This window comes from Streptomyces sp. OZ13, from assembly GCF_052068155.1.
In the GTDB taxonomy this organism is placed as follows: domain Bacteria; phylum Actinomycetota; class Actinomycetes; order Streptomycetales; family Streptomycetaceae; genus Streptomyces.
Genome location: NZ_JBQHCZ010000011.1, coordinates 16,529 through 28,893 on the forward strand (window position 1 = coordinate 16,529; position 12,365 = coordinate 28,893).

At 70.2% G+C, this 12,365-nt stretch carries 7 protein-coding genes; 4 read left to right on the forward strand and 3 right to left on the reverse strand.

What is annotated here, in order from left to right; all coding sequences use genetic code 11:
* Positions 1-117 precede the first annotated feature (117 nt).
* Entirely contained in the window at positions 118-2,937 is a 2,820-nt protein-coding gene (gene secA / locus ACTMTU_RS23330; RefSeq protein WP_441265438.1) for a preprotein translocase subunit SecA, read from the forward strand.
* A gap of 452 nt (positions 2,938-3,389) precedes the next feature.
* Here the strand turns inward: secA and ACTMTU_RS23335 are convergent, their stop codons facing one another.
* A complete protein-coding gene (locus ACTMTU_RS23335; RefSeq protein ID WP_441265439.1) occupies positions 3,390-3,800 on the reverse strand; it encodes an Rv3235 family protein in 411 nt (136 codons plus the stop codon).
* Positions 3,801-4,077: 277 nt separating this feature from the next.
* Between ACTMTU_RS23335 and ACTMTU_RS23340 the strand changes: the two genes are divergently transcribed.
* Together ACTMTU_RS23340 and ACTMTU_RS23345 are read left to right on the forward strand one after the other, a co-directional pair.
* On the forward strand, positions 4,078-4,584 hold the full coding sequence (locus ACTMTU_RS23340) for a DUF6912 family protein (protein ID WP_441265440.1): 507 nt from the start codon (positions 4,078-4,080) through the stop codon (positions 4,582-4,584).
* Positions 4,585-4,775: 191 nt separating this feature from the next.
* Positions 4,776-5,447, forward strand: coding sequence for an HAD family hydrolase (locus ACTMTU_RS23345; protein ID WP_441265441.1), 672 nt, complete (start codon positions 4,776-4,778; stop codon positions 5,445-5,447).
* A 13-nt stretch (positions 5,448-5,460) separates the two neighbouring features.
* On the opposite strand, the gene ACTMTU_RS23350 is transcribed toward ACTMTU_RS23345, so the two are convergent.
* Positions 5,461-6,027: a DJ-1/PfpI family protein gene (locus ACTMTU_RS23350; protein WP_005316866.1), complete on the reverse strand. Its 567-nt coding sequence runs from the start codon at positions 6,025-6,027 to the stop codon at positions 5,461-5,463.
* A 371-nt stretch (positions 6,028-6,398) separates the two neighbouring features.
* Between ACTMTU_RS23350 and ACTMTU_RS23355 the strand changes: the two genes are divergently transcribed.
* The gene (locus tag ACTMTU_RS23355; protein ID WP_441265442.1) at positions 6,399-11,333 is read left to right on the forward strand and encodes an NAD-glutamate dehydrogenase; all 4,935 of its coding nucleotides are present in this window, start codon (positions 6,399-6,401) and stop codon (positions 11,331-11,333) included.
* Between the two features lie 57 nt (positions 11,334-11,390).
* Here ACTMTU_RS23355 and ACTMTU_RS23360 read toward each other — a convergent pair whose 3' ends face one another.
* Entirely contained in the window at positions 11,391-12,362 is a 972-nt protein-coding gene (locus tag ACTMTU_RS23360) for a serine/threonine-protein kinase (RefSeq protein ID WP_441265443.1), read from the reverse strand.
* Positions 12,363-12,365 lie beyond the last annotated feature (3 nt).

Sequence of the window (12,365 nt, forward strand, 5' to 3'; positions counted from 1 at the left end):
CGACGCGGCCGGGTCCTCGCTTACGATGGCCGATGCGGTGGGGCCCACCTGCCGTGCCCGCGCCAGTGTCCACCACAGACCCAGTGCCAGGCCCGACCGGCAAGGAGACCAACCTCAGTGTCCGTCTTCAACAAGCTCATGCGTGCAGGCGAAGGCAAGATCCTGCGCAAACTGCACCGCATCGCGGACCAGGTCAACTCCATCGAAGAGGACTTCGTCAACCTCTCCGACGCCGAGTTGCGGGCGCTCACGGACGAGTACAAGCAGCGTTTCGCAGACGGTGAGAGCCTGGACGACCTGCTTCCCGAGGCGTTCGCCACCGTGCGTGAGGCCGCCAAGCGAGTGCTCGGCCAGCGCCACTACGACGTCCAGCTCATGGGCGGCGCCGCCCTGCACCTCGGATATGTCGCAGAGATGAAGACCGGTGAGGGCAAGACCCTCGTCGGCACGCTCCCCACCTATCTGAACGCGCTGTCCGGCAAGGGCGTCCACCTGATCACGGTGAACGACTACCTCGCCGAGCGCGACTCCGAGATGATGGGCCGCGTCCACAAGTTCCTGGGCCTCGAAGTCGGCTGCATCCTCGCCAACATGTCGCCGGCCCAGCGCCGTGAGCAGTACAACTGCGACATCACTTACGGCACGAACAACGAGTTCGGCTTCGACTATCTGCGCGACAACATGGCGTGGTCCAAGGACGAGCTCGTCCAGCGCGGCCACAACTTCGCCGTGGTCGACGAGGTCGACTCGATCCTCGTCGACGAGGCCCGTACGCCGCTGATCATCTCCGGCCCCGCCGACCAGGCCACCAAGTGGTACGGCGACTTCGCCAAGCTCGTGACGCGTCTCACCCGCGGCGAGGCGGGGAACCAGCTCAAGGGCATCGAGGAGACCGGCGACTACGAGGTCGACGAGAAGAAGCGCACCGTCGCGATCCACGAGTCCGGTGTCGCCAAGGTCGAGGACTGGCTCGGCATCGACAACCTCTACGAGTCGGTGAACACGCCCCTCGTCGGTTATCTGAACAACGCCATCAAGGCCAAGGAACTGTTCAAGAAGGACAAGGACTACGTCGTCATCGACGGCGAAGTCATGATCGTCGACGAGCACACCGGCCGTATCCTCGCCGGCCGCCGCTACAACGAGGGCATGCACCAGGCGATCGAGGCGAAGGAAGGGGTGGACATCAAGGACGAGAACCAGACGCTCGCCACGATCACCCTCCAGAACTTCTTCCGCCTCTACGACAAGCTCTCCGGTATGACCGGTACGGCGATGACCGAGGCCGCCGAGTTCCACCAGATCTACAAGCTCGGTGTCGTGCCGATCCCGACGAACAGGCCGATGGTCCGCAAGGACCAGTCCGACCTGATCTACCGCACCGAGGTCGCGAAGTTCGCCGCCGTCGTCGACGACATCGCGGAGAAGCACGAGAAGGGCCAGCCGATCCTCGTCGGCACCACTTCGGTCGAGAAGTCCGAGTACCTCTCGCAGCAGCTGAGCAAGCGCGGCATCCAGCACGAGGTCCTCAACGCCAAGCAGCACGACCGTGAGGCGACGATCGTCGCCCAGGCCGGCCGCAAGGGCGCCGTCACCGTCGCCACGAACATGGCCGGCCGTGGTACCGACATCAAGCTCGGCGGCAACCCTGACGACCTCGCGGAGGCCGAGCTGCGCCAGGCCGGTCTCGACCCCGTCGAGCACGTCGAGGAGTGGGCCGCGGCCCTGCCCGCCGCGCTGGAGCGCGCCGAGGCGGCCGTGAAGGCCGAGCACGACGAGGTCAAGGAGCTCGGAGGCCTGTACGTGCTGGGCACCGAGCGCCACGAGTCCCGCCGTATCGACAACCAGCTGCGCGGTCGTTCCGGCCGTCAGGGCGACCCCGGCGAGTCCCGTTTCTACCTCTCGCTCGGCGACGACCTGATGCGCCTGTTCAAGGCACAGATGGTCGAGCGCGTGATGTCGATGGCGAACGTGCCCGACGACGTCCCGATCGAGAACAAGATGGTGACGCGCGCGATCGCCTCCGCGCAGTCCCAGGTCGAGCAGCAGAACTTCGAGACCCGTAAGAACGTCCTGAAGTACGACGAGGTGCTCAACCGGCAGCGCGAGGTCATCTACGGCGAGCGCCGCCGCGTTCTGGAGGGCGAGGACCTGCACGAGCAGGTGCGTCACTTCATGGACGACACCATCGACGCCTACATCCAGGCGGAGACGGTCGAGGGCTTCGCCGAGGAGTGGGACCTGGACCGCCTGTGGGGCGCGTTCAAGCAGCTCTACCCGGTGAAGATCACCGTCGAGGAGCTGGAGGAGGCGGCCGGCGACCGTGCCGGTATCACCGCCGAGTTCATCGCCGACTCGATCAAGGACGACATCCACCAGCAGTACGACGAGCGTGAGAAGCAGCTCGGCTCGGACATCATGCGTGAGCTCGAGCGGCGCGTGGTGCTGTCGGTCCTGGACCGCAAGTGGCGCGAGCACCTCTACGAGATGGACTACCTCCAGGAGGGCATCGGCCTGCGCGCGATGGCGCAGAAGGACCCCTTGGTCGAGTACCAGCGTGAGGGCTTCGACATGTTCACCGCCATGATGGAGGGCATCAAGGAGGAGTCCGTCGGCTACCTGTTCAACCTGGAGGTCCAGGTCGAGCAGCAGGTCGAGGAGGTCCCGGTGCAGGAGGCGGCGGCGAAGACCTCGCTGGCCAAGGAGGACGCGGTGCCGGCGGGCGCGGGTCGTCCCGAGATCCGTGCCAAGGGGCTCGAGACGCCGCAGCGTCCCGACCGCCTGCACTTCTCCGCTCCGACGGTGGACGGCGAGGGCGGCGTGATCGAGGGCGACTTCGACAACGGCGACGGCCAGTCGCGGTCGGAGTCGGACGGCATGACGCGTGCGGAGCGCCGCAAGGCACAGAAGACGGCGGGACGTCGTCGCAAGAAGTGACGGCGTACGCAGCATCCGACGGCCGGGGCCGGACACCGAGGGGTGTCCGGCCCCGGCCGCGTCTTCCCCGACGATCGGGCCCGCCCGGTCAGGCGCCCGGGCTCCATCGAACCGGCCCGGCCGCGGCCGGGCCCTGGCTTCTCGCCCGTGCCTGACCGCCAGGCCCTGTCTGCTCCTCCGCAGCCGACTGGCTGGATCCTGGCTGCTCGCCGCTGGCCGGGGGCCGCCCAGGCCCTGGCTCCACGCCCCCCGGACGGCCTTCCAGGCAGCGCGGGGCCGCTCCGAGCGGCGCGGCCCGGCCAATGCCCGGCCGCGCCGCTCGGGGCCTCCAGGCGGGCACTCAGGCATCCGTACACCATGGCTGCGCATGCCCGGGCTCCGCCCAGCAGCCTCAGACCCCCGGAGGACCGGACGCCGCAGCGCGGGGCCCACCGCCCACCCGGGCCGCCGTTTCAGCGGTTCGCCGCGACCTCGATCGCCGCGCAGCGCCAGCGCAGGTCCCGGCCCTGCTCCAGCCGGAACGCCATCGCGCTGACCCGGTCGCCCGAGCCGATGCGGGCGAAGGCCTCGATCACGCCCGGCCCCGGGTGGAACTCGCCGCAGTGGCGGATGACCGGCGTGGCCCGGTCCGCCGGAAGCAACGGCGTCCCCGGCGCGAGCCGGACCAACTGTTCATAGGCCTCGCCGATCGTGTGCCCGAGCATCCAGTGCACCGGTCGCCGGCCGCTCAGGACCGCGAGCAGGCGGTCGGCGAACCAGTAGTGCGGTTTGTGCAGCCTGCCGCGTGCCCGGGTCAGCGCCGCCGCCGCGTGGGCGGCGGGCCTGCGCTGGTCGTGGCGGCCTGCGGGCCTTGTCCTGTCCATACGGATCGCCCCCGATGTGCTGGTCCCGGGCTGGGTACCGGGAGGTAGCTTCGACGGGGAACTTCTATGGCGTGCGCACCTTTGCCGCAAAGCGGCGAAACCGCCCAGGGAGGCGGTCGGGAAGTTCACCTATCAGTGTGACGAGGCGCTGTACGGGCGGGCCGCACGGGCCTTCGGCGGTGTACCAGGTGGACGGCGGGAGGGCGAGCGGGCGCACCCCGAAGGGGGACGCCGCACGTATCCTGAGGGCGATCACCGACTACGAAAGCGGCCTGTCATGCGCGTGTACGTCCCCCTGACCCTTCCCGGTCTCGCAGCGGCGCACAAGGCGGGCGAACTGGGCCCCGGTCCGCTGACCGCCTACGCCGTCACGCCCGGACTGCGCGAGTGGTACGTCTCCGACGACATCGAGGAACTGGAGTACGCGGCGCTCAGCCGCGCCGCCGCCGCGTCCCTGCGTCTGATCGCCGGCGACCCCGACGCGGCCCGGCGCCGCGCGGTCGTGGCCGTCGACGTGCCGGACCAGGACGCCGTCGCCGATCCCGACCGGGTCCTCGACGCCGGTGCGCTCGGCGAGGTTCGGGTCGCCCGGGCCGTGCCGATGTCCAAGGCGGCCGCCGTCCATGTGGACGCCGACGACGCGGTGGACGACGTCGCGGCCGCCGTCGCGGCGCTCGGCGCGGCCGACCACGGTGACGACGACGCGCAGTTCACCGTCGACGGCGCGGAGGACCACGAACTGCTCTGGTTCGGCGTGCAGGAGATCCCGAACATCGTCGGCTGACCTGCCGCCCACGCCGGCCGTCGAAACGGTGACCCACCGCACGCGTTGCCGTGCCGGTGACCTGCCTCGCGCCGGCCGTCGTACCCGGTGCCGCCGTACACGTTGCCGCTCCCGGTGACCCCCGCCCCGATGCCGCACCCGGTGACCCGCCGTGCGCCGGTCTGTCGTACCCGGCCTGTACGGTTTCCGCCATGGGCAAGCAGGGGACGCAGGCGCATCTGGTCTGGGACTGGAACGGCACACTGCTCGACGACATCGGCGCGGTCATCGCGGCGACGAACGCCGCCTTCGCGGAGCTGGGGCTCGAGCAGATCACGCTCGAGCGGTACCGGGAGCTGTACTGCGTGCCCGTCCCCCGTTTCTACGAGCGGCTCATGGGGCGGCTGCCGACGAACGACGAATGGCTCGTGATGGACGCGGCCTTCCACAAGCACTACTGGACCCGGGCCGAGACGTGCGGGCTCGCCGAGGGTGCCGCGGAGCTGCTCGTCCGCCGCCAGAGTGCCGGTCTGACCCAGTCGCTGCTGTCCCTCGCCCCGCACGAACACCTGGTGCCCATCGTGCGCCGGCACGGCATCGAGGAGCGCTTCGTCCGGGTCGACGGCCGGATCGGCGCGTCGACCGCGGGCAAGGCCGAGCACATGGTGCGGCACCTGGCGCAGCTCGGCGGCGTAAGGGCCGAGCATGTCGTCGTCATCGGTGACGCGGCGGACGATGCCGTCGCCGCCGCCCACGTCGGCGCGAAGGCCGTGCTGTACACAGGCGGATCGCACAGCCGCGCCAGTCTGGAAAGCGTCGGAGTGCCGGTGGTCGACTCGCTCCAGGAGGCGGTCGAGGTGGCCGAGGAGCTCGTGGCCGGCTGACCGGCCACGGGCGTCACGTCACCGGCGCCGTCGCCCGCAGCACCTTGAGGAACTCCCGCATCCACACCGGATGGTCCGGCCAGGCGCGCGAGGAGACCAGCGAACCGTCCACGACCGCCGCCACGTCCTGGAACGACGCCCCGGCGGCCTGCATGTCCAGTTCGAGCGCCGGGTACGAGGTGACGCGGCGTCCCTCCAGTCCCCCGGTCGCCGCGGTCAGCAGCGGGCCGTGGCAGATCTGGGCCACCGGCTTGTCGGAGTCGAAGAACGCCTTGAGGATCTTGCGGAGCTCGGGGTCGTTGCGCAGATACTCGGGCGCGCGGCCGCCGGGAATCACGATGGCGGCGTACGCCCCGGGCTCGACCTCGGAGAAGGCCAGGTCCGCCTGCCAGGTGTAGCCCGGCTTCTCGGTGTAGGTGTCGAAGCCCGGCTCGAAGTCGTGCACGACGAACTGCAGCTTCTTGCGGGCGGGGGCCGCGATGTGCACCTCGTACCCCTCTTCCAGCAGCCGCTGGTACGGGTAGAGGACCTCCAGGGACTCTGCGGCGTCCCCGGTGACGATGAGGATCTTCGTGGTCATGGCTGCTCCCGGTTGATTGGTTGCCAAGAGGGCCTGTGTCGCTGTCCAGAGTGTCAAACTTCGGACCCCGCTTTTGTACACATACGGCTCATGACGGGGCGGGGGTGCGGGGAGATAGCCTGGGGGCGTGATCAGCGCGATATGCCGTGGGGGCAGCGAAGCCCCCGGCCTGCGCCCGGACCGCCACCGCGTCCGGGCGATCGCTGACCCCTCCCGTCCGGACTGTCGCAGCCAGACAGAATTGGCCGATAACGGCTCGGACGACTCTCATCGCGGCATACCGTCGACTGCGACCGGACACCCCGGGACGCGGCGATTCGTCGCATCTTTCACCTACGTCACGCAACGGCGCGCGACAGGAGCCAGAGGACATGCAGACCAAGCTGGACGAAGCCAAGGCCGAGCTGCTCGCACGGGCCGCCCGGGTAGCTGAGAACAGCCCGGCCGGGGGGCACCTTCCGACTGGGACAGAGCAAGGGAAGCGCCCTGACCGGGACACCCTGCTCACGTACCTCCAGCGCTACTACCTGCACACAGCTCCGGAGGACCTGACCGACCGCGACCCGGTCGACATCTTCGGTGCGGCACTTTCCCACTACCGGCTCGCCGAAAACCGCCCCCAGGGCACCGCGAACGTCCGCGTCCACACGCCGACCGTGGAGGAGAACGGCTGGACCTGCAGCCACTCCGTCGTGGAAGTCGTCACCGACGACATGCCCTTCCTCGTCGACTCCGTCACCAACGAGCTCTCCCGCCAGGGCCGCGGCATCCATGTCGTGATCCACCCGCAGGTCGTCGTCCGCCGTGATGTGACCGGCAGGCTCATCGAGGTCCTGTCCTCGGACACGCATGCCAAGGACCTCCCGCACGACGCCCTCGTCGAGTCCTGGATCCACGTCGAGATCGACCGCGAGACCGACCGCGCCGACCTGAAGCAGATCACCGCCGATCTGCTGCGCGTCCTGTCCGACGTCCGAGAGGCCGTCGAGGACTGGGAGAAGATGCGCGACGCCGCGCTGCGCATCGCCGAGCGGCTGCCCGACGAGCCCAAGGCCGACGACCTGCCCGAGCAGGAGGTCGAGGAGGCCCGTGAGCTGCTGCGCTGGCTCGCCGCCGACCACTTCACCTTCCTCGGCTACCGGGAGTACGAACTCACCGACGCCGACGCGCTGGCCGCCGTCCCCGGCACCGGACTCGGGATCCTGCGCTCCGACCCGCCGCACCACGAGGACGAGGCCCACCCGGTCAGTCCGTCCTTCAGCCGGCTGCCGGCCGATGCCCGCGCCAAGGCCCGTGAGCACAAGCTGCTCGTGCTGACGAAGGCCAACAGCCGCGCCACCGTGCACCGCCCCAGCTACCTGGACTACATCGGCGTCAAGAAGTTCGACGCCGAGGGCAACGTCGTCGGGGAGCGCCGCTTCCTCGGCCTGTTCTCCTCCGCCGCGTACACCGAGTCGGTGCGCCGCGTGCCGGTCGTCCGCCGCAAGGTCGCGGAGGTCCTGGAGGGCGCGGGCTTCTCGCCCAACAGCCACGACGGTCGCGACCTGCTGCAGATCCTCGAGACGTACCCGCGTGACGAGCTCTTCCAGACGCCCGCCGACCAGTTGCGTGCGATCGTCACCAGCGTCCTCTACCTCCAGGAGCGCCGCAGGCTGCGGCTGTATCTGCGCCAGGACGAGTACGGGCGCTACTACTCCGCGCTGGTCTACCTGCCGCGTGACCGCTACACCACCGGTGTGCGGCTGCGCCTGATCGACATCCTCAAGGAGGAACTCGGCGGGACCAGCGTCGACTTCACCGCGTGGAACACCGAGTCGATCCTCTCCCGCATCCACTTCGTGGTGCGGGTCCCCGTCGGTACCGAGCTGCCGCACCTCACCGACGCCGACACCGAGCGCATCGAGGCACGGCTGGTCGAGGCGGCGCGCTCCTGGGCCGACGGCTTCGGCGAGGCGCTGAACGCCGAGTTCGGCGAGGAACGCGCCGCCGAGCTGCTGCGCCGCTACGCGGGCGCCTTCCAGGAGGGCTACAAGGCCGACCACTCGCCGCGCTCCGCCGTGGCCGACCTGGTCCGCATGGAGGAGCTCGCCGAGTCCGGCAAGGACTTCGCGCTGTCCCTGTACGAGCCGGTCGGGGCGGGCCCCGGCGAGCGGCGCTTCAAGATCTACCGGACCGGTGAGCAGGTCTCCCTGTCCGCGGTGCTGCCGGTGCTGCAGCGCCTCGGCTGCGAGGTCGTCGACGAGCGCCCGTACGAACTGCGGTGCGCCGACCGGACCCACGCCTGGATCTACGACTTCGGGCTGCGCATGCCGAAGACCGGCGCGAACGGCGACTACCTCGCCGACGACGCCCGCGAGCGCTTCCAGGACGCCTTCGCCGCCGTGTGGACGGGCGAGGCGGAGAACGACGGCTTCAACTCGCTGGTGCTCGGTGCGGGGCTCAACTGGCGCGAGGCGATGGTGCTGCGCGCGTACGCGAAGTACCTGCGCCAGGCCGGTTCGACCTTCAGCCAGGACTACATGGAGGACACCCTCCGCAACAACGTCCACACCACCCGGTTGCTGGTCTCGCTGTTCGAGGCGCGGATGTCGCCGGACCGCCAGCGGGCCGGCACCGAGCTGATCGACGGACTGCTCGAGGAACTCGACGGCGCGCTCGACCAGGTCGCCAGCCTCGACGAGGACCGCATCCTGCGTGCCTTCCTCACCGTCATCAAGGCCACCCTGCGCACCAACTTCTTCCAGGAGGCGGCAGGCGGCGCCCCGCACGGCTATGTGTCGATGAAGTTCGACCCGCAGGCCATCCCGGACCTGCCGGCACCGCGCCCGGCGTTCGAGATCTGGGTGTACTCGCCGCGGGTCGAGGGCGTCCACCTGCGCTTCGGCAAGGTCGCCCGAGGCGGTCTGCGCTGGTCCGACCGGCGTGAGGACTTCCGTACGGAGATCCTCGGCCTGGTCAAGGCGCAGATGGTCAAGAACACCGTGATCGTGCCGGTCGGCGCCAAGGGCGGCTTCGTCGCCAAGCAGCTGCCCGACCCGTCCGTGAACCGTGACGCCTGGCTCGCCGAAGGCATCGCCTGCTACCGGATCTTCATCTCGGCGCTCCTCGACATCACCGACAACCTGGTCGCGGGCGAGGTCGTCCCGCCGGCCCAGGTGGTCCGGCACGACGAGGACGACACGTACCTCGTGGTGGCCGCCGACAAGGGCACCGCGTCGTTCTCCGACATCGCCAACGAGGTCGCGGTCGCGTACAACTTCTGGCTCGGTGACGCCTTCGCGTCGGGCGGCTCCGCCGGATACGACCACAAGGGCATGGGCATCACCGCCCGCGGCGCCTGGGAGTCGGTCAAGCGGCACTTCCGCGAGCTCGGCCACGACACCCAGACCCAGGACTTCACGGTCGTCGGCGTCGGCGACATGTCCGGTGACGTGTTCGGCAACGGCATGCTGCTCAGCGAGCACATCCGGCTCGTCGCGGCCTTCGACCACCGCCACATCTTCATCGACCCGAACCCTGATGCGGCCCTCTCGTACGCGGAGCGCCGCCGGCTCTTCGAACTGCCCCGTTCCTCCTGGGCCGACTACAACAAGGAACTGCTGTCCCAGGGCGGCGGCGTCCACCCGCGCACGGCCAAGTCGATCCCGGTCAACGCGGCGATGCGCGAGGCCCTCGGCATCGGTCCCGGCATCGCGAAGCTGACGCCGGCGGAGCTGATGCAGGCCATCCTCAAGGCCCCCGTCGACCTGCTGTGGAACGGCGGCATCGGCACCTACGTCAAGGCGTCCACCGAGTCGAACGCCGACGTCGGCGACAAGGCCAACGACGCCATCCGCGTCAACGGCGAGGACCTGCGGGTCCGGGTCGTCGGTGAGGGCGGCAACCTGGGTCTGACCCAGCTCGGCCGGATCGAGTTCGACCGCAACGGCGGAAAGATCAACACCGACGCCATCGACAACAGCGCCGGCGTCGACACCTCCGACCACGAGGTCAACATCAAGATCCTGCTCAACGGCCTGGTCGCGGACGGCGACATGACCGTCAAGCAGCGCAACCAGCTGCTGGCGCAGATGACCGACGAGGTCGGCGCGCTGGTGCTGCGCAACAACTACGCGCAGAACACCGCGCTCGCCAACGCGGTCACCCAGTCACCGTCCCTGCTCCACGCCCACCAGCGGTTCATGCGCCGCCTCGGCCGTGACGGACGCCTGGACCGGGCGCTGGAGTTCCTGCCCAACGACCGCCAGATCCGTGAACTGCTGGCCGCGGGCAAGGGACTGAGTCAGCCCGAGCTGGCCGTCCTCCTCGCCTACACGAAGATCACGGTGGCGGACGAGCTGATCGGGACGGACCTGCCGGACGACCCGTACCTGCGGCGGCTGCTGCACGCCTACTTCCCCAAGCCGCTGCGGGAGCAGTTCGGCGAGGCGATCGACGCGCACGCGCTGCGCCGCGAGATCGTGACGACGGTGCTCGTCAACGACACGGTCAACACCGGTGGTTCGACGTTCCTGCACCGGCTGCGCGAGGAGACCGGCGCGTCGATCGAGGAGATCGTGCGGGCGCAGACCGCGGCCCGGGAGATCTTCGGGCTCAGCGCGGTGTGGGACGCGGTCGAGGCGCTCGACAACCAGGTCGCGGCGGACGTCCAGACCCGGATCCGGCTGCACTCGCGCCGCCTCGTCGAGCGCGGCACGCGGTGGCTGCTGGGCAACCGGCCGCAGCCGCTGGAGCTGGCAGGGACGATCGAGTTCTTCTCCGAGCGCGTCGAGCAGGTGTGGACAGAGCTGCCGAAGATGCTGCGGGGCGCGGACCTGGACTGGTACCAGGGCATCCTCGACGAGCTCACCGGGGAGGGCGTTCCCGAGTTCCTCGCGCTGCGGGTGGCCGGCTTCTCGTCCGCCTTCCCGACGCTCGACATCGTGGCGATCTCGGACCGCACCGGTCAGGACCCGCTGGCGGTCGCCGAGGTGTACTACGACCTCGCCGACCGGCTCGCCATCACCCAGCTGATGGACCGGATCATCGAACTGCCGCGGGCCGACCGCTGGCAGTCCATGGCCCGTGCCTCCATCCGTGAGGACCTGTACGCGGCACACGCCGCGCTCACCGGCGTCGTGCTGTCGGTGGGCAACGGGACCTCGACCCCGGAGGAGCGCTTCAAGGCCTGGGAGCAGAAGAACGCGGCGATCCTGGGACGGGCGCGGACGACGCTGGAGGAGATCCAGAGCTCGGACACGTTCGACCTGGCCAACCTGTCGGTGGCGATGCGGACGATGCGGCAGCTGCTGCGCACCCACAGCTGACGGCCCCTCGCACGGACCCGGTCGCGCCTTCGGGGGCGGCCGGGTCCGTCGCGTATGTCAGCCGTCGCCGCGCAGGCGGTGCAGCCAGCCGGTCCGCGGGTCGCGGGCATCGGGCGAGGCCTTGGCCGACGCGCGGGCGACTTCCGTGACCGCCGAAGCGACGCGCTTCGGGAGCCAGCCGGCCGTCGTGAGGTCCGCACCGGCGCCGCACAGTTCCGCGACCTCCGCCGCCGTCGGGCGGTCCTCCGGGCGGGCCGCCAGCGCGGCGGTCAGAAGCCGGCGGAGGGTGGGCGGATGGGCGGAGAGGTCCGGGGGGTCGCGGTCGGTGCCGGCGATACGGGTGGCGACGACCAGGCCGCCGCCCTCGCCGTACGGGTGGCGACCGGTGGCCGCCTCCGCGGCGACGAGCCCCAGCGTGAACACGTCGGAGGCGGGCGTGACCTGCCGGCCCAGCGCGTGTTCGGGGGACATGTACTTCGGCGTGCCGACCATCCGTCCGACGGTGGTCAGTACGGACGTGCCGTCCGTGGCACGTGCGATGCCGAAGTCGAGCAGCCATGGCCCTTCCGCGGACAGCAGCAGGTTCCCCGGCTTCACGTCGCGGTGGACGAGGCCCGCGGTGTGCACTGCGTCCAGCGCGCGCGCCGCGCCGGCCGTCAGCCGCAGGACGCACTCGGGCGGCAGCGGCCCGTGGCCGTCGAGGGCCTCTCCCAGGGGCAGGCCGGGGACGTAACGGGTGGCGAGCCACGGCTGGTCCGCCTCCGCGTCGTGGTCGACGACCTCGACCAGATGCGGGCCGCTGACCCGCCGCGCTGCCTCCACCTCGCGGGTGAAGCGTCTGCGGAACTTCTCGCTCCGGGCGTGCTCGCGGCGGATGAGCTTGAGAGCGACGGGAAGCGAGGCGCCGTCGCGGCTGCGGGTGAGGAAGACGGTTCCCATGCCGCCCTCCCCGATCCGTGCCCGGAGCGGGTAACCGGCGATCTCGCGCGGGTCGTCGTCCCGCAGCGGCTGAAGCCCTCGACCGCCCATCCC